Raw genomic sequence first — 25,322 nt, 5'->3', positions numbered from 1 at the left:
GGACTCAGCGGCTCCAGTTCTGCTTGGCGGCCCGGACCAGCTTGTCCTTCAACTCCCGGGTGTGCCGCCGGCTGACCGGCAGCTCGGTCGAGTCCACCACCACCACATAGCCCGAGTTGACCAGCCGCAGCTCGGCGATCAGCTTCAACTGCACCAGGTAGGAGCGGTGGATCCGGACGAAACCGGCGTCAGCCCACCGCTCGGCCAGCGTCGCCAGCGACACCCGGACCAGGTGGGAGCCGTCGGCGGTGTGCAGCCGTGCGTAGTCGCCCTGCGCCTCCACCCAGCGCACCGCCGAGCGGGGCAGCATCCGGGTGGTCCCGGCCAGCTCCACCGGGATCGTCGGGTCCTCCTCGGCCCGGCCCAGCGCCGCCGGGTGCGTGGGCACCACCCGCGAGCCCATCACCCGGCGCAGCGACTCGGCCAGCCGGTCGGCCCGCACCGGCTTGCGGACGTAGTCCGTCGCGCCCAGGTCGAACGCGTCCACCGCGCCGTCGTCGTACGCGGTGACGAAGACGATCGCCGGGGGCCGGGCGAAGCGCCGCAGCACCCGGGCCAGCTCCATGCCGTCCAGACCGGGCATCCGGATGTCGAGGAACACCACGTCCACGTCGTCGTCGCGGAGCACCCGCAGCGCCTCGGTGGCGTCGCCGGCGGTGTGCAGCCGGGCCACCCGCGGATCGGCCCGCAGGTGGTACGCCAGTTCGTCCAGCGCCGGCGGCTCGTCGTCGACGGCCAGCACCCGCAGGAAACCGCTCACGACCCCGCCCGTACGCCCGGGTGGAACTTCGGCACCCGCATGCTCACCTTCGTACCGGAACCGAGGCCCGTCTCCACGACCAGGCCGAAACCGTCCCCGAAGACCGAGCGGAGCCGCTCGTCGACGTTGGAGAGGCCGACGTGGCCGCCCGGGTCGTCCCCCGGATCGCTCGTCGCGGCGGCCAGGTCGGCGATGCCGGCGGTCAGCGCGGCCGGATCCATCCCCACTCCGTCGTCCTCCACCGTGATGTGGCACTCGGTGCCCGCGTCGCGGGCCTCGATGCTCACCATGCCCGTGCCGGGCTTGCGGGACAACCCGTGTCGGACGGCGTTCTCGACCAGTGGTTGGAGGCAGAGGAACGGCAGGGTCACCGGCAGCACCTCGGGCGCGATCTGCAACCGGACCTGGAGGCGGTCGCCGAAGCGGGCGCGCTCGATCATCAGGTAGCGGTCGATCGAGCGCAGTTCCTCGGCGAGCGTGGTGAACTCGCCGTGCGCCCGGAACGAGTAGCGGGTGAACTCGGCGAACTCGAGGATCAGCTCCCGCGCCCGGTCCGGGTCGGTGCGGACGAAGGAGCCGATCGCGGTGAGCGCGTTGTAGATGAAGTGCGGACTGATCTGCGCCCGCAGCGCGCGGATCTCGGCGCGGGCCAGCCGCTCCCGGGAGGAGTCCAGCTCGGCGAGGGCGAGCTGGTTGCCGGCCCAGTGCGCGGTCTCCAGCGTCGCCTGGACCAGGCCCGGCGCGGGCGCCCCGTCCGCCACGGCGAGCAGCGCGCCCATCACCCGCCCGTCCACGCCGGCCAGCGGCGCGACCACCGCGCCCCGGACCGGGCAGTCCACCCGGTCGCAGCGCAGCTCCGCCTCCCCGAGGACGGTCGACCGGCCGGCCGCCACCACCCGCCGGGCCGCGGCGACCAGCTGGACCTCGTGGTGGCTGCCGCGTCCGTCGAGGGCGAGCAGTCCGGTCGGGTCGGTCAGCGCCAACCCGACCGCACCGACCAGGGCCCGCAGGTGGCGTACGGCCTTCGCCGCGTTCGCGGCGGTGAGCCCGGTGCGCAGCGGCTCGGCGGCCAGCCCGGCGGTGTGCAGCACCTCGTACGTGGCCCGCTGGGTGGCGGTGGCGATGCCCCGGCGACCGCGCAGCCGCACCACGGCGTACACGGCCGCTGCCAGTGCGGTGACCAGCGAGACGACGCCGACGACGGTCGAGAGATTGCCACCCACGGGGCGATCCTGACGGGTCCGGGCCGCTCCGCCAAGGGGTCAGTACGCGCCCTTGCGGGCGAGCACCACCCCTACCGTGCGCCACAGGATGCTGAGGTCGTACGCCAGCGACCAGTTGTCGACGTAGTAGAGGTCGAGGCGGACGGCCTCGTCCCAGGAGAGGTCGGAGCGGCCGGAGACCTGCCAGAGGCCGGTCATGCCGGGCTTGACCAGCAGCCGCCGCCGCACGTCGCCGAGGAAGTCGCCGTCGTCGGCGGGCAGCGGGCGGGGCCCGACCAGCGACATCTCGCCCTTCAGCACGTTGATCAGCTGGGGCAGCTCGTCCAGGGACGAGGCCCGCAGGAAACGGCCGACCGGGAACACCCGCGGATCCTGCTTGATCTTGAAGAGCATGCCGTCGGTCTCGTTCTGGTCGACCAGGCCGGCCAGCCGGTCCTCGGCATCGACGTACATCGTGCGGAACTTCCAGACCCGGAAGGTCCGCCCCTCGTGGCCGACCCGGGGCTGCCGGAAGAAGACCGGGCCCGGGTCGGAGATCCGGATCGCGATCGCGATCGCGATGAACAGCGGCAGGAGCGCCAGCAGCCCGAGACCGGCGGCCACCCGGTCGAGGAGGTTCTTCGCCAGCAGCGCCGGCCCGGACAGGGTCGGCTCCTCCACGTGCAGCAGCGGCAGGCCCTCGATCGGCCGGATGTGCACCCGGGGGCCGGCGATGTCGGTCAGCTGCGGAGCCACCACCAGGTCGACGCCGGAGCCCTCCAACTGCCAGGCCAGCCGGCGCAGCTCGCCGGGCTCCGAGCTGGCCGACCCGCAGACCGCGATGGTGTCGCCGCCGACCTCACGGACCAGGGCGAGGATGTCCCGTCCCGCGTAGATCGGGACCGGCGTCTCCATGCCCCGCGCGGCCGCGTACCCGTCGGTGAGGTGGATGGCGACCGGCACCAGGCCGGCGGTCGGGCTGCGGGTGACCGAGCGGTAGACCTCCAGGCACTCCGGCAGGTTGCCCACCAGCACCATCCGGTGCCCGGCCTGGCCGACGTTGCGGCGGATCACGTGCAGCACGAACCGGGCCAGGGTGCGCCCCAGCAGGATCAGCAGCAACGCCAGGAGCAGCGCGGTGCCGACGGTGAACCGGGACAGGTCGGTCTTGGTGGCGAACGCGAGGAAGGAGACCGTCGCGCAGACCGCCACGCCGCCGCGGACCACCCGCTTGAACTCGTCCGGCCCGAGCCCGAGGTAGCGCCGGTCGTAGGCGCGGTTGAACCAGAGGCTGACCACCCAGCCGAGCGGCAGCAGCACGAACGCCACCGTGAAGAACCAGGTCGGGTCGTCGTCGGCCGCGTGGAAGCCGGCGGTGGCCTGGTCGAAGGTCCGGATCGCGGTGTAGCTGGCGAACGCCGCCGCGGCGAAGTCCAGCAGCAGGAGCGCCGACGTGTACGGGCGGTGCCAGCGGGAAACCCGACGCCGGGCGCGCGCCCAGGCCGACCGGGGTACGCCGTTGTGGGACGGCGGTGTCGGCGGCTGGATCTCGAAGCTGTCGACGTGCCGCACGGTTTTGCTCCGGCCTTCGTTGGTTACCGGGCGCTGGAGGCTTGTCGTCACCTCACCCATGTCCTCCCGCATGACGCGATCGCTCACTCCGCGTGAGGATCCACGTCGCCCACCGTCCCAGTCTCCCACGCGGCCACCCCGCTCGGACGCGGTCCGGAAGGACCTGGCGTCCGGGAGGTGGCACGTGGCATCTGGCCGGCTCCGGACCTTTCAGGAGCCGGGGACCGGGCCACTATACCGATGGATGGGGGCCGTAGTGGAGCCACGAGTCCGACCTTCGTCGCGCGCAGGCCGATTCCTCTCCGTAACGGGTGAGCATCGTCACTCACCGTACCAACCGGGACAACCGTCGGTCCGCGAGCGGCTTCCCGCCCGTCTGACAGGTCGGGCAGTACTGGAGGCTGGAGTCGGCGAACGAGACCTCGCGGACGGTGTCGCCGCACACCGGGCAGGGCAGCCCGGTCCGCGCGTGCACCTTCAGCCCCGACCGCTTCTCGCCCTTCAGCTCCGCCGCCCGCTGCCCCACCGATCGGGACACCGCGTCGGAGAGCACGTCCCGGGTCGCGGCGTGGAGGGCCGCGAGCTGCTCGTCGGTCAGCCGGTTGGTCAGCGCGAACGGCGACAGCTTCGCCGCGTGCAGGATCTCGTCGGAGTACGCGTTCCCCACCCCGGCGAGCACCGTCTGATCGGTCAGCACGCCCTTGACCTGACCCTTGCGGCTGCGGATCCGCTCGGCGAAGGCGGCCGGGTCGACGGCGAGCGCGTCCGGGCCGAGCCGGGCCACCCCGGGCACCTCCCCGGGCTCGGCCACCAGGTACACGGCCAGGCTCTTCTGCGTGCCGGCCTCGGTCAGGTCGAACCCGGAGCCGTCGTCGAGGCGTACGCGCAGCGCCACCGGACCCTTGCCGGGGCGCAGCGGTGCGCTCGACGGGAACGCCTCCCGGAAGTGCAGCCACCCGGCGCGGGCGAGGTGGACCACCACGTGCAGGTCGTCACCGAGCACCACGTCGAGGAACTTGCCGTGCCGGCGGGCGTCGGTGACCTCCCGGCCGGCGGCGACCGTGGGGGCCGGGTCGTACGTCTTCAGGGCGCTGATCGCGGCGACCTCCAGGCGGTCGACACGCCGGCCCACCGCGCGCTGGCGCAGGTACTCCGCGAGCGCCTCAACCTCCGGTAGTTCGGGCACCAGCCAACGGTAGCCTCCAATCTCATGAAAATCGTGGTGGCGCACAACCGGTACCGGGAGGCCCAGCCGTCCGGCGAGAACACGATCGTCGACGCCGAGATCGCCCAGCTGACCGCCGCCGGGGTCGAGGTGCTGCCCTTCCTGCGCAGCTCGGACGAGATCCCGTCGATGTCCCGGTCGGCGAAGGCGCTGCTGCCGATCTCCCCGATCTACGCGCCCCGCGCCCAGCAGGAACTGGCCCGGCTGCTCACCGAGCACCGTCCGGACGTGCTGCACCTGCACAACCCGTACCCGCTGCTCTCGCCCTGGGTGGTGCGGACCGCGCACCGGCACGGCGTGCCGGTGGTGCAGACGGTGCACAACTACCGGCAGGTCTGCTCCTCGGGGCTCTACTTCCGGGACGGCATGATCTGCCAGGACTGCCGGGGTCGGGCGCTGGGCGTCCCGGCCGTCGTGCACCGCTGCTACCGGGGCTCCCGGGCGCAGAGCGCGCTGATGGCGACGACCCTCGCCGTGCACCGGGGCACCTGGCGGTCGGTGGACCGGTTCATCGCGCTCACCACGGCGGTCGCCGACCACCTGCGGGACTACGGCATTCCGGACGAGCGGATCGTGGTGAAGCCGAACGGGATCCCCGACCCGGGCGCTCCGGCGCCGCTCGGCGCCGGCTTCCTCTTCCTGGGCCGGCTCAGCCCGGAGAAGGGGCTGGGACTGCTGCTGGACGCCTGGCGCCGGCACCCGGACGGCGCCCTGGGGCCGCTGCGCATCGCCGGTGACGGCGAACTGCGGCCGCTGGTCGAGGCGGCCGCGGCGGAGCGGGCGGACGTCACCTTCCTCGGTCCGCTGGACCGGGCCGGGGTGCGCGGCGCGCTGGTGGCCAGCGCCGTGGTGCTGGCCACCTCGACCTGGCACGACGTGCTGCCGACCGTGATCATCGAGGCGCTGGCCGCCGGCCGGCCGGTGCTCGGCACCGCCCTGGGTGGCATCCCGTACCTGGTCGGCGCCGACGCCCCGCGCGAGCCGGCCGGCACCGGCCCGGCGGCCGACCACTCCGCCGTCCCGGGCGACGGCGTGCCGCCGCTGCCGGCCGGGATCGTCACCGGGGAGGCGGGCTGGGTGGTGCCGCCGGAGCCGGCCGCGCTGGCCGGCGCGCTGCCGGTGGCCGCCGCCAACGCCGCCGCCCTGGCGCCGACCGCCCGCTCCCGCTACGAGCGCACGTTCCACCCCGACGTGGTCACGAAGCGCCTCATCGACATCTACGCCGCCGTCGCCGCCCGCCCGTGACCGGCGGGAGCCGCGGTCAGCGGAGCGACGCGCGGGCGGAGAAGGCGATGCTCGCCAGCAGGAAGCCACCGTTGACCACGGCGAACGCGACGACCACCCACCAGGTCAGGGCCGGCGCGAAGAGCAGCACCAGCGCGGCCACCAGGATCACCGCACCGTAGTCGCGGACCAGCTTCACCAGGCGTACGGGCAGCGAGGTCGACTGGACCATGCTGGCCGCGTTCGGGCCGGCCTGCATCACCGAGGTGACCAGGTTGACCATCCAGGTGCCGGCGAACGCCGCGATCAACCAGGCCGGCGTCGACGGGGACTGCGCCACGGCGGTCGCGGCGAGCGCCGCGACCAGGGCGATCTGGGCCGCGACGTCGCAGAGCACGTCCACCCGGGCGCCGGCCGCGCTGCCCTGGCCGGTCACCCGGGCGAGCTGCCCGTCCGCGCAGTCCAGCGCGTACGCGACCTGCCAGCCGACCAGCGCCACCAGGCCGACGAGCCAGGCCGGTAGCCGACCCTCGGCGACCGGCTCGGCCAGCGCCACCACGGCCACCGAGGTGGCCAGCCCGAGCACCAGGTTGGCGATCGTCAGCGCGGTGGGTCGCAGCCCGAGGCGCTGGGCGATCAGCGCGAAGACCGCGCCCAGCCACTGACTGACCGACTCGCTGAACAGCCCGCCGCCCCGGTTGACCCGGTAGAAGTCGGCGACGGTGGGACGAGCCTCAGCCAAGGTGGTCGCGGATTGCACCGGCGTAGTCTGCCAGCCGATCCCGCGTCTCGGTAGGCGACAGCGCCAGGTGTTCGAGGATCGTGTACCGGTCCGGCCGGGTGCGTGGGGCGAACTGCACCGCCTCGACGAACTGCTCGTCGGTCAGGTCGACGTCGGCGGGGAGCCGGGGCAGGCCGTGTCGGGCCAGGCAGGCCGACATCTCGACGAAGCGCCGCTCGTCACCCCGCAGAAAGGTGCAGAAGAGCGCGCCGAGCCCCGCCAGCTCGCCGTGCGAGGCGGTGCCCGGGTGCAGCGCGTCGATGGCGTGCATGATCTCGTGGCAGCCGCCGCTGCACGGCCGGCTGGTGCCGTCGATCGCCATCGCCAGCCCGCTGGAGATCAGCGCTTCGGCCAGCACCGTGACGAAGGCGTCGTCGCTCATGTCGCCCGGGTGGTTGATCAGCGCTTCGGCGCCCGCGCGGGAGAGCGAGGCGGCCAGCCCGTCGAACGGCTCACCGCGTACCTGTCGGGCCAGCTCCCAGTCGGCCAACGCGCTGATGTTGCTGACCACGTCACCGACGCCGGCCCGGTTGTGCCGCTCCGGGCCGGCCTCCACGAAGTCCAGGTCCACGATCACCGCGATCGGGATGTGCACCCCGTAGGAGCCCTTGATCCCGTCCGTGATCAGGCTGGCCACCGGCGAGGCGATCCCGTCGTTGGCGAGGCTCGTCGCCACCGAGACCATGGGCAGGCCGCGGCGGGTGGCCGCGTACTTCGCCACGTCGATGGTCTTGCCGCCGCCGATGCCGACCACCGCGTCGTACGACCGTGCCCGGAGCTTGCCGCCGAGGTCGTCGGCGGCGTCCAGCGTCCCGCCGGTGACGGTGAACACGTCGGCCGGTCGCAGGGTCGGCCGGACCAGGTCGGCGACCTTCTCCCCCTGCCCCGGCCCGACCACCACCGCGACGTCACCGCCGGCGGAGATCCGGCCGTCGGCGAGGATCGCACCGAGGTCCGCCACGGCGCCCCGCCGCACCTCGATGTGCAGCGGCGTCAGCACACTACGGGCTAGTAGCGGCACGCGATCTCCCATGCCCGGGCCAGGTCGTCGTGGTTGTCGACCTCGACCCAGGAGACGTCGCCGATCGGCGCCGCCCGGACCTCACCGCCCCGGTCGGCGAACTCCTGGTAGCCGTCCTCGTAGTAGAGGTCCGGGTCCCGCCGCCAGGTCGCCTCCAGCGCGTCGGCGAGCGGCCCGGCGACGTGCGGCTCGATCAGCGTCGCGCCGATGTACTCCCCGTACGCCTCGCCCGGGTCCATCAGCTTCGTGATCCGGGTCAGCTGGCCGGCGGCGTCGAAGGTCGTCTTCATCTCCTCCTCGGCCAGCGGCTTGATCGTGTCGATCGCCAGGAGGACGCCCGGCCCGCGTTCGGCCAGCAGCGTCTTCTCCACGCTGACCGGGTGCACGGTGTCGCCGTTGACCAGCAGGACACCCCGGGCGAACCACTCCCGGGCCAGCCAGAGCGAGTACGCGTTGTTCCACTCCTCGGCCTTGTCGTTGTGCACGAGGGTGATCGTGACGTCGTACCGCTTCTCCAGGTCGGCCTGGCGCTCCCGGACCGCGTCGGCGGCGTAGCCCACCACGATGACGATCTCGGTCAGGCCGACCTCGGCGAGGTTGCGCAGCGCGATGTCGAGGATGGTGGTCTCGCCGTCGACCGGCACCAGGGCCTTGGGCAGGGTGTCGGTGTACGGGCGCAGGCGGCGCCCGGCGCCGGCGGCCAGCACCATCCCGACCATGCCGGCCTCGTGTCCCGTTCGTCTGGCGCTCACCGGAGGAGGATAGCGCCGCCGGTCCGGCCCGCCACCGGCAACCGGACCGGGCGGCCGGACCTCGGGGGTCAGCCGGGCAGGGCCGCGAGGTCGGCGAGCATCGCCAGGCGCTCTTCCGCTGTCAGCACGACGAACGGGCCGGCCGCCCGCCGGTCGGTCTCCAGCTCGATGGCGCGGCGCTCCGGCCCGTCGGCCAGCGCCACGATGCTCGCCGCGGTGTGCCCGGCGGACGCCCACGCCGCCGCGTGCGCGTCGGCCCGGTGGTAGCGCAGCGTCCCGAGCCGGTTGAGCAGCAGCACGCCGGGCGGGGTGCCGCCCGGCTCGTGGGGTGGCGCCAGCGCGGTGAAGGCACCCGGGGAACCCTCCTCCTCGGCGAGCACCAGGCCGTACGCGAGCACCCGGCCGAGCGCCTCGACCAGGCACCGCACCCGATCCGGGTGCCCCGCCCAGAGCTGCCCGGTCACCTCGGCGTGCAGCTGCCACAGGTCGTCGAGGAACGCCAGCCCGCGCTCGGTGGCGGTGATCGCCCCGTCCCCGTGCCGGTGGACCATCCCGTGCGCGACGTGCCGGTCCAGCGCCCGCCGGCAGCCGGCCGGGTCCCGGTACCGGGTGGCCGCCGCGAAGCCGGCTCCGTCCACCGTGCCGCCGGGCGCGGCCAGCCGGGTGCGGAACTCCACCAGGAAACCCGTGGCGTCCGGGCCGCCGTACCGCTGGCTCAGGTCGGCGCCGCCAGCCTCCCGGGTGGCCCGCATGACGGCGACGAAGGCCCGGTCGACCGCCGGCGCCACCAGCCCGGCGAACCGGTGCGGCGCGAGGTCGACGATGTCGGTCACGAACCGATCGCCCGCAGGAGGGCGAAGGCGTCCTCCGCGATCCGGCGGATCAGGCCGTCGTTGACGTCCCGGTGTTCGTCGAGCAGATCGAGGTCCTGTTCGGTGAGCCAGCGGAACTCGGTGTGCTTGCCGGCCTCCAGGGTCGGCCGCCGCAGGTCGCCGTCGACGCGGACGAGCCAGTCGCTCTCGATCCGCTCCAACCCGTCGTCGGCGACGTACCGGTACTCGCCGACCTGGGCGAGCACCTGGGCGACCGTCCAGCCGGTCTCCTCGGTCACCTCCCGGCGCAGCGCGTCCTCGACCTCCTCGCCCGGTTCGAGGTGACCACCTACGACATCCCAGCAATTGGGAAAAATGCTCCGGTCCGGGGACCGTCGTTGAATGAACAGGCGGCCGTCGTCGTCGACGATCAGCGCGCCCGCGCAGCGCAGGGGCTCGGTGGACACGCCTCGACAGTAGCGAGCCGGGTGGGATCGCGGTCCTGAGCGGTCTTGTCCCGGAAAGGCCTCAGGCGCACCATGTTCCCTACCGGGTGCCGCCGTCCCACAGGGGTGATGCGTGATGCAGGTTCGGGAAGCGATGTCCAGCCAGGTGCTCGTGGTCGGCCCGGAGCACACGCTCCGCCAGGCGGCCCAGATGATGTCGGCCCGGGGGATCGGGTCGGCGGTCGTGATCGACCCGGATTCCGAGGGGATCGGGATCATGACCGAACGGGACGTGCTCAACGCGATCGGCGCCGGGTTGGACTGCGACGTCGAGCGCACCGGCGACCACCTGACCTGGGACGTGGTGTACGCGGGGCCGGAGTGGACGGTCGAGGAGGCGGCCGCCGCGATGGCCAACGGGGGCTTCCGGCACCTGGTGGTGCTCGACGGGCGCGAGGTCGCCGGCGTGATCTCGGTCCGGGACATCATGCGGGTCTGGGCGGCCAGCCGGATGGTCGGCACCGGCTGAGCGGAGGCTCCGCCTCGGCGCGGCACGATGCGCTCGGCCGTCCGGTCCGATCTGTCGGCCGGCGGTCGGCGCCGGTCACCCGACCCGGTGGCTCAGGATGCGGACATCGCCGTGCCGACCGCGCACACCCCGGCGCCTTCCGTACGCTGAACAGCCATGACCGCCGAGCAGCTGATCTCCTTCGCCCGTGGCGCTCCCTCGTTGGACATCGTGGATGTCGAGGGGCTCAAGGCCGCCGCCGTCCGCGCGTTCGACGCCGACCCCGCCGGGGTGACGGCGTACGGCACCTCCGTCGGTTACCTCCCGCTGCGCGAGTGGATCGCGGAGAAGCACGGGGTGCGGGCCGACCAGGTCCTGGTCACCAACGGCTCGCTGCAGGCCGACGCCTTCCTCTTCGACCACCTGGTCCGCCCCGGTGACGCGGTGGTGGTGGAGCGCCCGACGTACGACCGGACCCTGCTCAACCTCAAGCGGATGGGCGGCGACCTGCACGGGATCACCATCCAGCCGGACGGGCTGGACACCGCCGAGCTGCGCAAGCTGCTGGAGTCCGGGGTGCGTCCCCGGCTGGCGCACGTCATCCCGAACTACCAGAACCCGGCGGGTGTGACGCTCAGCCTGGACAAGCGGCGGGAGCTGCTCGACCTCGCCGCCGAGTACGGGTTCACGATCTTCGAGGACGACCCGTACGCCGACATCAGGTTCCGGGGCGAGGCGCTGCCGTCGATGCTCTCGCTGGACACCCGCGACCTGGTGGTGCACGCCTCCAGCTTCACCAAGACGGTCTGCCCGGGCGTCCGGGTCGGGTACCTGGTCGGCCCGGCCGACCTGATCGCCGACATCGCGAAGAAGGCGACCAGCCTCTACATCTCCCCGGGCATGGTGTCCGAGGCGATCGTGCACCAGTTCTGCGTCTCCGGGGACATCGACCGTTCGATCGAGACGGTGTGCCGGGCCCTCGGTGAGCGGGCCCGCGTGCTCGGCGAGTCGCTGCGCCGGCACATCCCGGAGGCGCGCTTCGTCGAGCCGGACGGCGGCTACTTCCTCTGGGTGGAGTTGCCCGAGGACGTCGACGTGGACCGGCTCGCCCCGGCGGCGGCCGAACGTGGGGTCGCCGTCGTGAAGGGGAGCGACTTCGTGCTCGACGGGGGCCGGCACGCGCTGCGGCTGGCGTACTCGGCGGTGACGGCGGACCGGATCGACGAGGGCGTGCGCCGGCTCGCGGAGGCGATGGCGGCCGTTCGCGGCTGATTTCTGTCGGGTTTCCGACAGAACGGCGGTATCGGCCGCCCGGGGTATCGCCCCGGGGCGGCCGCGGGCCCACAATGCTGCGAGCGTCACTCACCACGTGTAGTGGAGATCCGGTCCCCGGACCGGGCGGTCGCACGCCCCGGGCGTCCGGCCCGCACGGCACGTGGAGCGGCGCGACCAGCAGAACACCCCGCCCCCACAGGTGCCGGGTGGGCCGTGTCGTTCCCCTCACCCCCCGACACGGCTCGGCCCGCCCGGTGCCGCCTTGGTGGCTCTCCGTCACCGGCCGTGCCGCCATCGGCGGCGTACCCTGCAACGCGGCGACGAGCGGAAGGGGGCGTGATGGCGAACCGGGCGGAGCGGGGACGGACGGTGACACCGGGCGGCGGCCGGGTGATCCGGTCCCGTGACTGGGCTGCGCCGGTGCGCGCCATGACCCGCCGACTCAACCCCGACGGGTCCGCGCGGGCTGCCGAATCGGCCTCCCCCCGTCCGGCGGTCGTCGACTGCGCCCTCTACGTCGACGGTGAGCGCCAACCGGGCGACTGGCACTACGCGGAGGCGCTGGCCGCCGCGCGGCGGGCGGACGGTTTCGTCTGGCTGGGCCTGCACGAGCCCGACCTGGCGGAGATGACCGAGATCGCCGCCACGTACGGCCTGCACGAACTGGCCGTCGAGGACGCCGTCAAGGCCCAGCAGCGGCCCAAGCTGGAGCACTTCGGCGAGGTCAGCTTCCTGGTGCTGCGGACCGCCCGCTACTGCGAGCACACCGAGTTGACCGAGACCTCCGAGGTCGTCGAGACCGGCCAGGTGCTGCTCTTCATCGGGCCGAACTTCCTGGTCAGCGTCCGGCACGGGGACGCCTGCCGGCTGGCGCCGGTGCGGGCCGACCTGGAGACCAAGCGGGAGCTGCTGCTGCACGGCCCCTGGGCGGTCGCGTACGCGGTCACCGACCGGGTGGTGGACCTCTACCTGGAGGTGGCCGACCAGCTGGAGGACGACCTCGACACGCTGGAGGCCGAGGTCTTCGACCGGCAGTCGAGCGGCCGCATCCAGCGCATCTACCAGATGAAGCGGGAACTGGTCGAGTTCAAGCGGGCGGTGATGCCGCTCCAGCGCCCGCTCATGACGATCACCGCGCAGATGAACCGGGACGTGCCGAAGGAGATCCGCCGCTACTTCCGGGACGTGCAGGACCACCTCAGCCGCACGGTCGAGCAGGTCAACTCGTACGACGACCTGCTCAACTCGATTCTCCAGGCGCGGTTGGCGCAGGTCACGGTCGACCAGAACAACGACATGCGCAAGATTGCCGCCTGGGCGGCCATCGCGGCGGTCTGGACCGCCATTGCCGGCATCTACGGCATGAACTTCGAGTTCATGCCGGAGCGGACGTGGACCTACGGCTACCCGACCGTCCTGGCCGTGATGCTCGCCATCTCGCTCGCCCTGTACCGCTGGTTCCGCCGCAACGGCTGGCTCTGAGCCAAGCCACCCCCGCGATCTCGCAGTTGCTGCCCCGACGGGTACGGCACCAGCCGTGGACGTGGGGCCACAAGTGCGGGATCGCGGGGGCGTTGGGGTCAGCGGCGACCGTTCTTCATGGCCTTGGTCAGGTCGTCGGCGGGGCGGCCGGACTTCTCCGTCGCACCCTCGGCCACCGAGGGGACCTGGTCCGTGGCGTGGACCGCCGGCTGCTTGGCCGGCTTCGTCGTGGAGGCGCTGCTGCCGGCGGCCACCGCCGAGCTGCCGGCGCCCGTCGGCCCACCGGACATGGTGGACGCTCCGGTCGCCTTCTCCGCGGGGGTGCGGGTGCTGACCTCGATGGTGTCCACCTCGTCGCGCATCGGTTCGAGGTTGCGGGTCGGGTCGTACTCGGCCCACTCCTGCTGCTCGCGGCGCCGCCGCATCGCCATCGCGCCGGCCAGGCCGGCCACCGCGCCGGCGGCGAGGAGGCCGGTCATCATTCCGCCCCGGCCGGACTTCTTCTTGCGCGCTGCCTTCATGTTCTTCGCCTTCACCTTCCTGCTGACGGCGGCCTGCTTGGCGGCGGCGGCCTTCCGCCCGGTGACGGCCTTGCCGGCCGCGTCGGCCTGGACGCCGCGGAGGGCGAGGGCCAGCGGTGCCAGCGCCGCCACGGTCGACGCGTAACCGCTGGACGCCCGGTCACGCACCACGAGGGCGGTCGGCGCGATCGCGCCCCGGGCCGCCCGGACCCGCGGGCCGACCGTGCCGCCGGCGCCCTTCGCCGCGTACGTCGCCGCCTGCCTCAGGTGACCGAAGCCCTGGTTCAGCTCCGCCTTGGCGAGCTGTCCCTGGGTCTTGCGCCGCCCGATTCCAAACACGGTCCCACCTCCTGGGAGTTGTCCTCCGTCATCCTCCACCTTCGGATGCCTCCGCATGGCCAGATCGGGCACATGGGAGGATCCGCATGGAACTGACCAACGAGTGAGGAGTACCCGTGGCTGACGACGTCTACGCCACCTTGCACACCAACGCCGGTCCAATCCGGCTGCAGCTGTTTCCGAACCACGCGCCGAAGACCGTCCGCAACTTCGTGGAGCTGGCCGAGGGCGCGAAGCAGTACATCGACCCGCGGACCGGCCAGCCGGGCAGCGGTCCCTACTACGACGGCACCATCTCGCACCGCGTGATCAGCGGTTTCATGATCCAGATGGGCGACCCGACCGGCACCGGCCGGGGCGGGCCGGGCTACACGTTCGCCGACGAGTTCCACCCCGAGCTGCGCTTCGACCGGCCGTACCTGCTGGCGATGGCGAACGCCGGCCCGGGCACCAACGGCTCGCAGTTCTTCATCACCGTCGCGCCGACGCCGCACCTGACCAACCGGCACACGATCTTCGGTCAGGTCGCGGACGAGCAGTCGGCGAAGGTCGTCGACTCGATCGCCAACACGCCGACCAGTCCCGCCGACCGCCCGCTCCAGGATGTGGTCATCGAGCGGGTCGAGATCGAGCGCAGCGGGTCCTGAAGCGGCAGCGAGGTACCTTTGCTCGCATGACTGAGCGCTCGGGTACCGGGACATGAGCGAGTCCCCGCCGACCACCCCGGTCTGCTACCGGCATCCTGGCCGGGAGGCGTACATCCGGTGTAACCGCTGCGACCGGGTCATCTGCCCGGACTGCATGCGCGAGGCGTCGGTCGGCTTCCAGTGCCCGGAGTGCGTGAACGAGGGGCGCCGCAGCGTACGGCCGGCGCGCACCGCCTTCGGCGGCGGTGCCGCCGGCCGCCACGGCCACGTGACCAAGGCGTTGATCGCGATCAACGTAGTGGTGATGTTGCTGTCCATCGCCTCCTCCGGCAGTGGTGGCGCGCTGATCGGCGGCGGTGGCTTCGGGGGGCTGCTCGGCGAGAGCACGCCGCTGACCAACTGGGGTTCGGTGCTCGGCGCGGCGATCCTGCCCGACGGGACGGTGGGCGGCATCGCGGAGGGCCAGTGGTACCGCCTGATCACCGCGATGTTCCTGCACTTCGGCGTGATCCACCTGCTGCTGAACATGTGGGTGCTCTGGGTGCTCGGCCGGTCGTTGGAGGCGCAGCTCGGCCGGCTGCGGTTCGCCGCGCTCTACCTGATCGCGGGGCTCGGCGGTAACGTCGCCGCCTACCTCTTCACCGAGCAGAACCGGCCCACCGCCGGTGCGTCGACCGCGGTGTTCGGTCTCTTCGCCGCGCTGATCATCATCGGGCGCCGGTTGGGCCGGGACGTCTCGCAGATCCTGCCGATCCTGGTGATCAACCTGGTGCTCACGGTCACCGTGCCGGGCATCTCGATCCCGGGTCACCTGGGCGGGCTCGTGATCGGTGGCCTGATGGCCCTGGTGCTCGCGTACGCCCCGCGCTCGCGGCGCACGCTGGTCCAGGTGGCGGGCGGCGCGGTGATCGTCCTGGCGCTCGTCGGCATGGCGCTGATCCGGACCGCCTACCTGCTCGCCTGAGCGCCCGGGCGGCACCGCCCGGTCAGCGCGCCGGGCGGACCGCCCGCAGCTCCTCGGCGACCTCCACCGGGTCGGCGTCCAGGTCGTACCGACCGAACAGGTGCAGCGTCTCCCCGGCGTCGACTTCGAGCACCGCGCTGGACAGGCCGAGCCGGGTGAGCCGGTCCACGCCGATCGCCTCCACCTGCGACCACGGCAGCCGACGGTGGCCGGCGAAGCCGCTGACCACCGTCAACCCCTCCGCGTCGGCCGCGAGGCGGACCGGGGCCAGCACGTCCCGCGCCGCCCAGCCGAGCAGGGCGGCGGCGGCCAGCCCGGCCAGCACGAGCCGGACCGGGTCGCCGTCGGCGAGCAGCAGGCCGAGCGCGACCAGCGCCAGCGCCCCACCGGCCTTGACCGCCGGCAGGCGGGCCGGCACCCGCCACTGCCGGCACCGGGACGTCCCATCCATGCGACCAGCATGCCAGTGGGGGTGCGACGACGGACCGGACGGCGGCGTACCATCGAGGCCAGCCAGGTTACCGGGGAGTAGATATGAGTGACGCAGTCATCGTCGGCGCCGTACGCACCCCCGTGGGGCGGCGCAAGGGAAGCCTCGCCGGCGTGCATCCGGTCGACCTCTCGGCGCACGTCCTGCGCGCCCTCGCCGAGCGCACCGGCATCGACCCGGGGCAGGTGGACGACGTCGTCTGGGGCTGCGTCTCGCAGGTCGGCGAGCAGTCGTGGAACGTCGCCCGCAACGCCGTCCTGGCCGCCGGCTGGCCCGAGTCCGTTCCCGGCACCACGCTCGACCGGCAGTGCGGGTCCAGCCAGCAGGCGGTGCACTTCGCCGCCGCGACCGTGCTGTCCGGGCAGGCCGACCTGGTGGTGGCGGGCGGTGTCGAGTCGATGACCCGGGTGCCGATGGGCTCGAGCGTGGCCGGCGGAATGCCGTTCAGCGCGGCCATCCTCGAGCGCTACCGGGGCGTCGAGGGCGTCGCGGAGGACAGCCCGCTCCCGTTCAACCAGGGTGTCGGCGCCGAGCTGATCGCCGAGCGGTGGCGCTTCTCCCGCACCCAGCTCGACGAGTTCGCGCTGGCCAGCCACGAGAAGGCCGCCGCCGCGCAGGACGCCGGGGCGTTCGAGGCCGAGGTGGCGCCGGTGGCGCTCGCCGACGGGGGCAAGTTCAGCGCCGACGAGGGCATCCGTCGGGACACCTCGTTGGAGAAGCTGGCCGAGTTGCCCACCCCGTTCCGGCCGGACGGCGTGGTCACCGCCGGGTCCGCGTCGCAGATCTCCGACGGCGCGGCGGCGCTCGCGGTCACCACCGCCGAGTGGGCCAGCCGGCACGGCCTGCGCCCGCTGGCCCGCATCCACACCGCCGTGGTCGCCGCCGACGACCCGGTCACCATGCTGACCGCCCCGATCCCGGCGACCGCGAAGGCACTGCGCCGCGCGGGGCTGGGCATCGAGGAGATCGGGGTGTACGAGGTGAACGAGGCGTTCGCCCCGGTCCCGCTGGCCTGGCTCGCGGAGACCGAGGCCGACCCGGAGCGGCTGAACCCGCGCGGCGGCGCGATCGCCCTCGGCCACCCGCTCGGCGGGTCCGGTGCCCGGATCATGACCACCATGCTCGCCCACATGCGCGACAACAACATCCGCTACGGCCTGCAGACCATGTGCGAGGGCGGCGGCATGGCCAACGCGACAATCGTCGAGCTGCTCTGAGCCGTTATCCAGGTCGCCGGCCGGCGGGCCGGCGACCTAGATTGCCCGGCGTGACCACCACTGGAGAACACCGGACCGAGTGGGTCGACCCGCGGTGGGGCGAGAGCGCCCTCGACTGGGTCGCCGGTCAGCTCCGTCCGCTGGGCCGGCGGGTGACCGGCCCGGTCGAGGCCCGGGTCCGACCCTGGTCGCTGGTCTGGCGGGTGCCGACCGACGGCGGCGACGTCTGGTTCAAGGCCAACAATCCGGGGACGGCCCACGAGGCGGGACTGCTCGCCGCGCTGGCCCGGCTGACCCCCGGCCGGGTGCTCGAACCGATCGGCGTGGACGCGGGGCGCGGCTGGTCGCTGCTGCCCGACGGGGGCGAGTCGCTTCGCGAGGTCCTCGCGCGGGACCGGGACCTGTCCCGCTGGGAGCGGGTCCTCCCCGGGTACGCCGACCTCCAGCTCGCGGTCGCCCCGCACACCGACGAACTGCTCGCCCTGGGCCTGCCCGACCACCGGCCGGAGCTGTTGCCGGAGCTGTTCGAGGCGCTTCTCGACGACCGGGCGGCGCTGCTGCTGGGCGAGGAGGGCGGGCCGAGCCCCGAGACGTACGCGCGGCTGCGTGATCATCGCGACCGGTACGCGGAGGACTGCCGGCTGCTCGCCGCCGCCGGCATCGCCGCCACCGTGCAGCACGACGACCTGCACGACGGCAACGTCTTCGTCGGCGACGCCGGCCACCGCTTCTTCGACTGGGGGGACGCGTCGCTCGCCCACCCGTTCGGGACGCTGCTGGTGACCCTCCGGTCGGTCGCGCACTCGTTCGAGCTGCCACCGGGTGACCCGGCGCTGGTGCGGCTGCGCGACGCGTACCTGGAGGCGTGGACCGGCCGGCACGACCGGGCGAGCCTGCGTGAGCTGGTCGGGACCGCGATGCGGATCACCGTGGTCAGCCGGGCGCTGTCCTGGCGGCGGGCTCTCGACACCCCCGATCCGGGCCGCCGGGAGTACGCCGAGGCCGTGCCCGGCTGGCTGGCGGAGCTGTTCGCGCCGAATCCGGTGTAGCGCCGGTTGTGGACACCGACGGCGCTGGCCGGGCAGAATCAGCCGGCCGGCGCCGAGCGACGACTGTGGACGCCCGCCGGCCTGTCGTTCCGACGAAAACGGGGATCCATGACTTCACGCAACGGCGGGTGCCGGTCGCGTCGCCTCGCCACCTGGCTCACCGCCGCGCTGGCCAGCACGCTGATCGGGACCACCGCGTCCAGCGTCCCGGCCGACACCGCCGCCGCTCCCGCGTTCCGGTCGGTCGCCGCGGTCACCGGGCCGCAGCCGGGCACCTTCACCGGGTACGCCTTCGACGCGTGCACGGCTCCTTCGAGCGCCCAGATGCAGGCCTGGCTGCAGTCGCCGTACCGGGCGGTCGGCGTCTACATCGGCGGGATCAACCGCGCCTGCGCGCAGCCGAACCTGACCCGCGACTGGGTGGCCGCCCAGATGGCGGCGGGGTGGCGGATCATCCCGCTGTACGTCGGGCTGCAGGCGCCGTGCGCGCCGAACTTCAGCCGGCGCATCGACCCGTCGCTCGCGGAGGCGCAGGGCCGGGCCGAGGCGGACGACGCCGCCAACCAGGCCCGCAACCTCGGTCTCGCCCGGGACAGCGTGCTGATCGTCGACATCGAGGCGTATCCGACGCCGGACCCGGCCTGCACGGACGCCGTGAACCGGTACGTGAGCGCCTGGTCCGCGCGGGTGCACGACAACGGCTACCTCTCCGGCTACTACAGCAGCCTCTCCTCGGGGGTGGCCGACCAGGTGGCGGCGTACCCCCGGACGGACCACGTCCGCCCCGACTACCTGGACTTCGCCAAGTGGGACGGGGTGGCGACGGTCGACGACGCGGCCATCCCGGCCGGCTACTGGACGCCGAAGCGCCGGATGAAGCAGTACCGGGGGGACCACGACGAGACGTGGGGCGGCGTCACCATCAACATCGACTCGAACTACGTCGACTTCGCGACGCTGCCCACCACCTCGACCGGCGACTTCACCGGCAACGGCTGGTCCGACCTGCTGTACGTGGACGGCCTCACCGGCCGACTGCTCCTCCGCGCGGGCAACGGCACCAGCCTGGAGGTCCCGGTCTCCCTCGGCAGCGGCTGGAAGGTCATGGACGCGGTCGTCCGGCCGGGGAACTTCGACCGGGCCGGTGGCGAGGACGTCATCGCCCGCGAGTCCGCCACCGGCGACCTCTGGCTCTACCCCGGCACCGGCACCGGCGGCCTCGCGTCCCGGATCCGGATCGGCACGGGCTGGACCGGCCTGCGGGAGATCACGCCGATCGGTGACCACAACCGGGACGGCTACCCGGACCTGGTGGCGGTGAGCTCGACCGGTGCCCTCTACCTGTACCCGGGTCGGGGGACGTCCTTCGGCAGCCGGATCCAGTTGGCCGCCAGCGGGTGGAGCGGGTTGGACGAGCTGACCGGTGGACCGGACCTCGACGGTGACGGCCAGGTCGACCTGATCGCGCGTAAGAAGAGCACCGGCGAGCTCTTCCGGTACCCGCTGAGCACGGCGGGGAAGCTCGGCTCGCCGGTCAGGGTCGCCAGTGGCTTCGCCGGCAAGCGGGACCTGGTCCGCGTCGGTGACTTCGACCGGGACGGCCGTGCCGACCTGTTGGCGCTGGACGCGCGGACCGGCACCCTCGAGCGCTACAGCTGGTCGGCGGGCGGGTGGTCGGGGCCGGTCCGGGTCGGCAACCGGTGGACCAGCCTGCAACGGCCACTTCTGTAGCGCCGGTTCGAGCTCCCGCAGGGGACGAGGGAACCCACAACGGCGCCCACCCGCCGTCGCACTGCTGGTGCGACGGCGGGCGTGGAACTTGCAAATTGCGCTCTGCAGGCCGCGTCACCCGCCGGCAGGCGTCGTTGGGCAGAGCATGGACGTCTTCTCCCGAACGTTCCTCCCGGCCGCCGCCGAGGCCGGTCTCGCCACCCAGACCGCCAGCCGGCACATGCCGGTCTTCCGTCGCTGCGTCGGATCCGGCGACGCCACCATCCTGGTCACCCGGTGCAGCCGACCGGACCGGTCGACGACCGGGGAGTACCTGCTGCTGCTGACCCACCGGCGGCTGGTCGTCACCCAGCAGACGCGGGTGCTGCACCGGCTGCGCCTGCACCTCAACACCGAACTTCGGGAACTCAGCAACGTCACCTGGAGTCCGGATCCCCGGCTGCACTCGATCGAGCTGGCCGCCACCGCCATCGACGGCGTCCGGGAGCGGTTCCTCATCCGCGCCCGGCATCCGAAGCAGGTGTGGCAGCTCGACGCGCTGCTCAACCACGCCTTCCGCACCCGCGTACGCGCCTCGCGCGAGCGGCTGGTGGCCACGATCGGCGACGCCGCCGCGGCCGTCACCCGGCCGGCGCCCTTCCGGCCCGCCGTCGTGCGCTGACGGCTTCCTTACCGAACCCGAACACGTTCCGAGCACTCCGGCGCCGTTCCGGTCGGCCATCATGGGCCGGTGACCGCCGCCGCCGCCGCGCCGCCGCACGGGCTCGTCCTCGTCGTCGAGGACGAGCCGGCCATCGCCGATCTGATCCGGCGCTACCTGGCCCGGGACGGCTTCGGCGTCCATGTGGAGCGCGAGGGCGAAGCCGGTCTCGCCGCCGCGCGGCGGATCCGCCCGGTCGCCTGCGTCCTCGACATCGCCCTGCCCGGCCTGGCGGGCACCGAGATCTGCCGCCGGCTGCGTGCGGCGGGCGACTGGACACCGGTCATCTTCCTCACCGCCAGGGACGACGAGGTGGACCGGATCGTGGGGCTCGAACTCGGCGCCGACGACTACGTCACGAAGCCCTTCAGCCCGCGCGAACTGGTTGCCCGCGTACGGGCGGTCCTGCGCCGAGCCGCCGGGCCGCCCGGTGGCCGGCCGCGGACGGTGGGCGCGGTCACGCTGGACCCGGACCGCCGTACGGTGACCGCGGCCGGCGTACCGGTCCACCTGACCTCCACCGAGTTCGACCTGCTGGCCCACCTCATGGCCCGACCCGGCCGGGTGTTCACCCGGGAGGAACTGCTCGCCGGCGTCTGGGGGTACGCCGCCCACGCCGGCACGCGCACGGTGGACGTGCACGTGGCCCAGGTACGCGGGAAGCTCGGCGAGGCGAGCGTGATCCGCACCCACCGGGGCGTGGGGTACGCCGCCGATGCGTGACGACCCGACCGGGCAGCCGACCGTGGCACTGCCGGTGGTCGGCGCACAGCCGCTCGCGCGTACCCGGTCCGGGCGGACGCTGACCACCCGCGCGGTCCTGGTGACCTGCGCGGTGGCGCTGGTCTCGGTGCTGGTCACCGCGATCGTCGCGGTGCCACTGGCGGTACGTGGGGTCGAGCGTCGGGATCAGCAGGCGCTGGCCGCCCAGGCCCGCCTCGCCGCCGAGGCGCTGCGCAGTCGGCTGGACACCCCGCGGGTCGTCGACGAGCAGCGGCTCATCCGGCAACTGCGGGCGCAGGGCGTCGAGGCGTACCTGATCCGCAACGGTGCGGCCGACCGCCGGGGCCTGCCGGCCGGGGTGGTGCGGCGGATCGCGGAGGGACACGACATCTCCGGTCGCCGGCTGGTCGCCGGGCGGCCGGCCCTGGTCGAGGGGCGCGCGCTACCCGGCGGCGACGGAGTGGTGCTCGCCCGGGCCGTCTCGCGGGGCGGCGGGTGGGGCCAGGTGGTCCGGGGCCTCTGGCTGCCGCTGCTGGCCGGGTTGGCGGCCGGCGTGGCCGCCGGCCTGCTGCTGGCCCGCCGCCTGGCCCGGCCGATCCGCCGAGCGGCGGACGCCGCTGCCCGGCTGCGGGCCGGCGAACGCGCGGTGCGGGTGCCGGTGGAGCCGCCCGACGAGGTGGCGGACCTCGCGGCGGCCCTCAACGGGCTGGCGGCCGCGCTCGCCACCAGCGAGGGGCGGCAGCGGGAGTTCCTGCTCTCGGTCTCGCACGAGTTGCGGACGCCGTTGACCGCGATCCGGGGCTACGCGGAGGCCCTGGCAGACGGCGTGATCGGACCGGACGAGGTGACCGGCGCCGGGCGCACCGTGCTGGCGGAGGCGGAGCACCTGGACCGGCTGGTCAGCGACCTGCTGGCCATGGCCCGCCTGGAGGCCGCCGACTTCCCGCTGGATCCGGCACCGGTCGACCTGGCCCGCCTGGTCGGGGACGCGGAACGGACCTGGGCGGCCCGGTGCGCCGCGGCGGGGCTGGAGTTCCGGGTCGAGGTGCCGGACCGGCCGGTGCCCGCGTACACGGATCCGGGACGCATCCGGCAGGTGCTGGACGGGCTGCTGGAGAACGCGCTGCGGGTCGTACCCCCGGGGGCGCCGGTGGTGCTCGCGGCGCGGCCGGCCGGCGCGGACCCGGCGGCCGGGGGTGTCGTCGAGGTCCGGGACGGCGGACCGGGGCTGACCGACGACGACCTGGCGGTGGCGTTCGAGCGCGGCGCCCTGCACCAGCGGTACCGGGGGGTGCGCACGGTCGGCAGCGGCCTGGGTCTGGCCCTCGCCGCGGGCCTGGTCCGGCGACTCGGCGGGGAGATCACCGCCGGGCACGCGGTGGAGGGCGGGGCGGCCTTCACCGTTCGCCTCCCGCCGGATCCTTACCGGACCCGAACATCGGCCTGACGCTCCGCTCGCCGGCCAGCGGCAGGCTGACGGCACCGGACGGAACGAAGGGAGCCACCATGGCACGTTGGGGAATCGGCACCACCGCCCTGCTCGCGGCGGTCGCGCTCGGGGTCACCGCCTGCGGACCCGCCGCGGTGACCGATGGCCAGCGCGAGCCGGCGGCCGTCGACGTCACCGCGGCGATGGGCGCCGAGGGCCTGGCGCTCGCCGCGCTGGGCTTCGACCCCGCAGAGCTGGACGTGACCGCCCCGGCCGCACCGGCCTCCCCGGGGGCGTCGCCCGGCGGGGAGGGGCCGCGGCGGGAACGCGCGGAGGAGCGCCGCGAGCGCCGCAAGGCGCGGGTGCTGCTGCGGCGGAACACGCTGCACGGCGAGGCGGTGGTGCGGACGAGGGACGGCGGTACGAAGACGGTGGCCGTCCAGCGCGGCGAGGTCACCGTGATCGACGGCGGGAAGATGACCGTGAAGTCGACCGACGGCTTCACGATGACCTGGACCTTCGGGCCCGAGCTGCGGGTGCTGGAGCGGCGTGCCACGGTCCAGCCGGAGGCGGTCGAGGTGGGGCGCGCGATCGGTGTGGCCGGCACCGGGGACGGCGACACGGGCACGGCCCGCCTCATCCTGCTGAATTGAAAGGAGGGGCCCCTTGTCAAACGGTTCGGCTGGACAAGGGGCCCCGATCAACAGCGGGCCTCGGCAGCGGCCCGCCTCGGCTCGCGCTCAGTAGACGCGCGAGCCGATCCAGTCGTCGTGGCCGTAGCCGACCGGGTTGGCGAACGAACGGGACTGGAACGACCACTGCTGGCGGCTGCTGGTCGAGCAGGTCGCCAAGCGCAGCCGTGGGGTGCCGAGCAGCGGGTTGTCGAACGCCAGGCAGAGGTTGCTGTTGCCGGCGGGCTTGATCTGCTGGCCGCTGAAGACGAACTTCTGGTTGGCGCCGCCGTGGCAGTCGTAGATGTTCACCGCGGTGCCGGAGGTCAGCGAACCGCCGGACACGTCCAGGCACCGGTCGTGGGACAGCTCCGAGTGCAGCGACTGGCGCGTCGCGTCGTACCAGAAGCCCTGGTTACGACCACCGTGGCAGCCGTACGACTGTTGCACGGTGCCGTTGCGCGAGTCGTACCCCTTGCCGTCCACACAGGTGCCGGTGGCCGCGTTACGCAGTTGCCGGAACTCGAACAGGCCCGGGTAGAGGACCCCGTTGCCGGTGCTGGCGGGGTCGACGCAGGTCGCCTGGGCCTGGCCGGAGTTCCAGAACTGGGTGATGCACTGGGCGAACATGCCGTGGCCCCGGTAGTTCGGGTGGAACGACTGCCGGGCCGCGTTCTCGTCCCAGATGCCGAGTTCGATGTAGAGGCCCCGCACCGCCGTCACGTCCATGCACACCTCATGGCCGTGGAAGAGGCGGCTCGCGTCCAGGTAGCGGGTGCCGGTGTTGGCCGCCGCCGCCCGCAGCGCCCGCTCGAACAGCGGCACCGCCTTGTTCCGGGCGAACGCCACGTCGGCGAGGTAGAGCAGGCATCCGCCGGAGTACCAGCCGGGGAAGTTCGGGTTGTCCTCGACGTCGGGGCTGCCGGGGCTCGGGTACGACATGAGCACCAGCTCGTAGTCGGACGCGAGGTACCCGGCCCTGGTCATGGTCTGCCGGATGTCGCGTAGCGCGTCCTCGACGGCGCGCCGGCTGCCGTCGGTGCGGACCGTCCACTGGTCGGTGTAGGTGGGCCAGCACGGCCCCTGGAAGAAGACCCGGCGGACGGCGCAGTCGGTGGCGACCGGGCCGAACTGGATGGTCCCGTCGCCGTTGGCGCCGACCACCACCCAGATCAGCTTGATGTGGGTGTTTCGCGCCTTGATCGCCAGGTGGTCGCCCTGGTTCAGCTCGTTGTGCTGGGTCGGGCCACCCACGATGAGGTTCCACGGGGTCGCCCCGGAGCAGGCGATGTTGTACCGCTCGTCGGCGGCGATGCCGGTGCGGAACACCGCCTGGTCGTACGAGCGGTCGCACCAGTTGCCGGGCTGGTGCGTGCCGGGGACGTAGTTCCCGACGCCCTCTCCGGAGATCTCGCTGTCGCCCATGGTGATCAGCGCGGTGCGGCGCTGCTCGATGGGCCGGATGCCGGGGGAGCCGTAGAGGGCGGTGGCTTCGGCGGCTCGGATGGCCTCCAGGTTGCTGGGGAGCGGCTGGACGGGCGGACGGTCGGCGGCGGCGGCGGGGGTGGCCGGCGCGCCGAGCATCGGGAGGATGAGCGCGGTGGCGATCATGGCGACGAGGGTCCGCCGCCTGGTCGTCCGTGCGCGCCTGGGGGTGCCAAGCATCGACGCACTCCTTTCGGCTCGATCGCCGGACGTCGATCGAGTTACCGGAAGGTAACGTGCGGGGTACAAGGATGTGAATAGATCTCGGAACAGTTGCGCGCGGAGCGCCGAACCGG

The 25,322-nt window shown here is 73.3% G+C and carries 25 protein-coding genes; 13 read left to right on the top strand and 12 right to left on the bottom strand.

The features are described 5' to 3' along the window. Nucleotides 1–4: 4 nt before the first annotated feature. The 4 genes from EV376_RS04620 to EV376_RS04605 all read right to left on the bottom strand — a co-directional run bounded on the left by EV376_RS04620 (nt 5) and on the right by EV376_RS04605 (nt 4,720). Nucleotides 5–760, bottom strand: a complete 756-nt coding sequence (locus EV376_RS04620) for a LytR/AlgR family response regulator transcription factor (protein WP_130320908.1) — start codon at nt 758–760, stop codon at nt 5–7. Continuing rightward, nucleotides 757–1,983: a histidine kinase gene (locus EV376_RS04615; RefSeq protein ID WP_130320907.1), complete on the bottom strand. Its 1,227-nt coding sequence runs from the start codon at nt 1,981–1,983 to the stop codon at nt 757–759. The genes EV376_RS04620 and EV376_RS04615 overlap by 4 nt, the downstream gene beginning before the upstream one ends. 39 nt (nt 1,984–2,022) lie before the next feature. Beyond that, nucleotides 2,023–3,594, bottom strand: coding sequence for a sugar transferase (locus EV376_RS04610; RefSeq protein ID WP_130328517.1), 1,572 nt, complete (start codon nt 3,592–3,594; stop codon nt 2,023–2,025). A 265-nt stretch (nt 3,595–3,859) separates the two neighbouring features. After that, nucleotides 3,860–4,720 carry a DNA-formamidopyrimidine glycosylase family protein gene (locus EV376_RS04605; protein ID WP_130320906.1) on the bottom strand — a complete coding sequence of 287 codons (861 nt, stop codon included), beginning with the start codon at nt 4,718–4,720 and terminating at the stop codon, nt 3,860–3,862. Nucleotides 4,721–4,744: 24 nt separating this feature from the next. Between EV376_RS04605 and EV376_RS04600 the strand changes: the two genes are divergently transcribed. Continuing rightward, nucleotides 4,745–6,004: a glycosyltransferase family 4 protein gene (locus EV376_RS04600; RefSeq protein WP_130320905.1), complete on the top strand. Its 1,260-nt coding sequence runs from the start codon at nt 4,745–4,747 to the stop codon at nt 6,002–6,004. Between the two features lie 16 nt (nt 6,005–6,020). Here the strand turns inward: EV376_RS04600 and EV376_RS04595 are convergent, their stop codons facing one another. The 5 genes from EV376_RS04595 to EV376_RS04575 form a co-directional block, all read right to left on the bottom strand. Beyond that, nucleotides 6,021–6,743, bottom strand: coding sequence for a CDP-alcohol phosphatidyltransferase family protein (locus tag EV376_RS04595; RefSeq protein WP_130320904.1), 723 nt, complete (start codon nt 6,741–6,743; stop codon nt 6,021–6,023). After that, nucleotides 6,718–7,785, bottom strand: coding sequence for an iron-containing alcohol dehydrogenase family protein (locus EV376_RS04590; RefSeq protein WP_130320903.1), 1,068 nt, complete (start codon nt 7,783–7,785; stop codon nt 6,718–6,720). Before EV376_RS04590 ends, EV376_RS04595 begins: the two co-directional genes overlap by 26 nt. Continuing rightward, nucleotides 7,773–8,504, bottom strand: a complete 732-nt coding sequence (locus tag EV376_RS04585) for a phosphocholine cytidylyltransferase family protein (RefSeq protein WP_130328516.1) — start codon at nt 8,502–8,504, stop codon at nt 7,773–7,775. The genes EV376_RS04590 and EV376_RS04585 overlap by 13 nt, the downstream gene beginning before the upstream one ends. Nucleotides 8,505–8,605: 101 nt before the next feature. After that, complete coding sequence (locus EV376_RS04580; protein WP_130320902.1) at nt 8,606–9,370, bottom strand: hypothetical protein; 765 nt, start codon at nt 9,368–9,370, stop codon at nt 8,606–8,608. Continuing rightward, nucleotides 9,367–9,816 carry an NUDIX domain-containing protein gene (locus tag EV376_RS04575; RefSeq protein WP_130320901.1) on the bottom strand — a complete coding sequence of 150 codons (450 nt, stop codon included), beginning with the start codon at nt 9,814–9,816 and terminating at the stop codon, nt 9,367–9,369. Before EV376_RS04575 ends, EV376_RS04580 begins: the two co-directional genes overlap by 4 nt. Before the next feature lie 115 nt (nt 9,817–9,931). Here EV376_RS04575 and EV376_RS04570 point away from each other — a divergent pair, with 115 nt between their 5' ends. The 3 genes from EV376_RS04570 (at nt 9,932) to corA (ending at nt 13,060) form a co-directional block, all read left to right on the top strand. Further along, nucleotides 9,932–10,324 (top strand): CBS domain-containing protein, encoded by a 393-nt coding sequence (locus EV376_RS04570; RefSeq protein ID WP_130320900.1) that lies wholly within the window; start codon nt 9,932–9,934, stop codon nt 10,322–10,324. A gap of 156 nt (nt 10,325–10,480) precedes the next feature. Continuing rightward, on the top strand, nt 10,481–11,575 hold the full coding sequence (locus EV376_RS04565) for an aminotransferase-like domain-containing protein (RefSeq protein ID WP_130320899.1): 1,095 nt from the start codon (nt 10,481–10,483) through the stop codon (nt 11,573–11,575). Between the two features lie 342 nt (nt 11,576–11,917). Beyond that, nucleotides 11,918–13,060, top strand: a complete 1,143-nt coding sequence (gene corA, locus EV376_RS04560; RefSeq protein ID WP_130320898.1) for a magnesium/cobalt transporter CorA — start codon at nt 11,918–11,920, stop codon at nt 13,058–13,060. 98 nt (nt 13,061–13,158) lie between these two features. Here corA and EV376_RS04555 read toward each other — a convergent pair whose 3' ends face one another. Continuing rightward, nucleotides 13,159–13,977, bottom strand: a complete 819-nt coding sequence (locus EV376_RS04555) for a hypothetical protein (RefSeq protein WP_130320897.1) — start codon at nt 13,975–13,977, stop codon at nt 13,159–13,161. A gap of 59 nt (nt 13,978–14,036) precedes the next feature. Here EV376_RS04555 and EV376_RS04550 point away from each other — a divergent pair, with 59 nt between their 5' ends. Continuing rightward, nucleotides 14,037–14,567, top strand: coding sequence for a peptidylprolyl isomerase (locus EV376_RS04550; protein ID WP_130320896.1), 531 nt, complete (start codon nt 14,037–14,039; stop codon nt 14,565–14,567). A gap of 52 nt (nt 14,568–14,619) precedes the next feature. Next, nucleotides 14,620–15,531 (top strand): rhomboid family intramembrane serine protease, encoded by a 912-nt coding sequence (locus tag EV376_RS04545; protein WP_130320895.1) that lies wholly within the window; start codon nt 14,620–14,622, stop codon nt 15,529–15,531. Between the two features lie 22 nt (nt 15,532–15,553). Here EV376_RS04545 and EV376_RS04540 read toward each other — a convergent pair whose 3' ends face one another. Next, nucleotides 15,554–15,982 carry a PH domain-containing protein gene (locus tag EV376_RS04540; protein ID WP_130320894.1) on the bottom strand — a complete coding sequence of 143 codons (429 nt, stop codon included), beginning with the start codon at nt 15,980–15,982 and terminating at the stop codon, nt 15,554–15,556. 83 nt (nt 15,983–16,065) lie between these two features. Here EV376_RS04540 and EV376_RS04535 point away from each other — a divergent pair, with 83 nt between their 5' ends. The 7 genes from EV376_RS04535 to EV376_RS04505 all read left to right on the top strand — a co-directional run bounded on the left by EV376_RS04535 (nt 16,066) and on the right by EV376_RS04505 (nt 23,523). After that, nucleotides 16,066–17,238, top strand: a complete 1,173-nt coding sequence (locus EV376_RS04535) for an acetyl-CoA C-acyltransferase (RefSeq protein WP_130320893.1) — start codon at nt 16,066–16,068, stop codon at nt 17,236–17,238. Nucleotides 17,239–17,288: 50 nt separating this feature from the next. Continuing rightward, nucleotides 17,289–18,287 (top strand): aminoglycoside phosphotransferase family protein, encoded by a 999-nt coding sequence (locus EV376_RS04530; RefSeq protein ID WP_486482515.1) that lies wholly within the window; start codon nt 17,289–17,291, stop codon nt 18,285–18,287. 108 nt (nt 18,288–18,395) lie between these two features. Beyond that, complete coding sequence (locus tag EV376_RS04525) at nt 18,396–20,018, top strand: glycoside hydrolase domain-containing protein (protein WP_130320891.1); 1,623 nt, start codon at nt 18,396–18,398, stop codon at nt 20,016–20,018. 145 nt (nt 20,019–20,163) lie between these two features. Beyond that, nucleotides 20,164–20,679 carry a hypothetical protein gene (locus EV376_RS04520; RefSeq protein WP_130320890.1) on the top strand — a complete coding sequence of 172 codons (516 nt, stop codon included), beginning with the start codon at nt 20,164–20,166 and terminating at the stop codon, nt 20,677–20,679. Between the two features lie 69 nt (nt 20,680–20,748). Further along, the gene (locus EV376_RS04515) at nt 20,749–21,441 is read left to right on the top strand and encodes a response regulator transcription factor (protein WP_130320889.1); all 693 of its coding nucleotides are present in this window, start codon (nt 20,749–20,751) and stop codon (nt 21,439–21,441) included. Next, nucleotides 21,434–22,888: a sensor histidine kinase gene (locus EV376_RS04510; protein ID WP_130320888.1), complete on the top strand. Its 1,455-nt coding sequence runs from the start codon at nt 21,434–21,436 to the stop codon at nt 22,886–22,888. Before EV376_RS04515 ends, EV376_RS04510 begins: the two co-directional genes overlap by 8 nt. 59 nt (nt 22,889–22,947) lie before the next feature. Continuing rightward, nucleotides 22,948–23,523 (top strand): hypothetical protein, encoded by a 576-nt coding sequence (locus EV376_RS04505; RefSeq protein ID WP_130320887.1) that lies wholly within the window; start codon nt 22,948–22,950, stop codon nt 23,521–23,523. Between the two features lie 87 nt (nt 23,524–23,610). On the opposite strand, the gene EV376_RS04500 is transcribed toward EV376_RS04505, so the two are convergent. Further along, nucleotides 23,611–25,152 (bottom strand): ricin-type beta-trefoil lectin domain protein, encoded by a 1,542-nt coding sequence (locus tag EV376_RS04500; protein WP_486482514.1) that lies wholly within the window; start codon nt 25,150–25,152, stop codon nt 23,611–23,613. Nucleotides 25,153–25,322: the final 170 nt, after the last annotated feature.

Source organism: Micromonospora sp. CNZ295 (assembly GCF_004217535.1).
This window is presented reverse-complemented; position numbering and strand designations above follow the sequence as displayed.

Excerpts from the sequence above, each read along its gene's own strand:
- EV376_RS04610 (WP_130328517.1), bottom strand. The coding sequence starts at position 3,594 with ATGGGTGAGGTGACGACAAGCCTCCAGCGCCCGGTAACCAACGAAGGC.
- EV376_RS04600 (WP_130320905.1), top strand. The coding sequence starts at position 4,745 with ATGAAAATCGTGGTGGCGCACAACCGGTACCGGGAGGCCCAGCCGTCC.
- EV376_RS04585 (WP_130328516.1), bottom strand. The coding sequence starts at position 8,504 with ATGGTCGGGATGGTGCTGGCCGCCGGCGCCGGGCGCCGCCTGCGCCCG.
- EV376_RS04570 (WP_130320900.1), top strand. The coding sequence starts at position 9,932 with ATGCAGGTTCGGGAAGCGATGTCCAGCCAGGTGCTCGTGGTCGGCCCG.
- EV376_RS04565 (WP_130320899.1), top strand. The coding sequence starts at position 10,481 with ATGACCGCCGAGCAGCTGATCTCCTTCGCCCGTGGCGCTCCCTCGTTG.
- corA (WP_130320898.1), top strand. The coding sequence starts at position 11,918 with ATGGCGAACCGGGCGGAGCGGGGACGGACGGTGACACCGGGCGGCGGC.
- EV376_RS04555 (WP_130320897.1), bottom strand. The coding sequence starts at position 13,977 with ATGCGGAGGCATCCGAAGGTGGAGGATGACGGAGGACAACTCCCAGGA.
- EV376_RS04545 (WP_130320895.1), top strand. The coding sequence starts at position 14,620 with ATGAGCGAGTCCCCGCCGACCACCCCGGTCTGCTACCGGCATCCTGGC.
- EV376_RS04540 (WP_130320894.1), bottom strand. The coding sequence starts at position 15,982 with ATGGATGGGACGTCCCGGTGCCGGCAGTGGCGGGTGCCGGCCCGCCTG.
- EV376_RS04535 (WP_130320893.1), top strand. The coding sequence starts at position 16,066 with ATGAGTGACGCAGTCATCGTCGGCGCCGTACGCACCCCCGTGGGGCGG.
- EV376_RS04525 (WP_130320891.1), top strand. The coding sequence starts at position 18,396 with ATGACTTCACGCAACGGCGGGTGCCGGTCGCGTCGCCTCGCCACCTGG.
- EV376_RS04520 (WP_130320890.1), top strand. The coding sequence starts at position 20,164 with ATGGACGTCTTCTCCCGAACGTTCCTCCCGGCCGCCGCCGAGGCCGGT.
- EV376_RS04510 (WP_130320888.1), top strand. The coding sequence starts at position 21,434 with ATGCGTGACGACCCGACCGGGCAGCCGACCGTGGCACTGCCGGTGGTC.
- EV376_RS04505 (WP_130320887.1), top strand. The coding sequence starts at position 22,948 with ATGGCACGTTGGGGAATCGGCACCACCGCCCTGCTCGCGGCGGTCGCG.
- EV376_RS04500 (WP_486482514.1), bottom strand. The coding sequence starts at position 25,152 with ATGATCGCCACCGCGCTCATCCTCCCGATGCTCGGCGCGCCGGCCACC.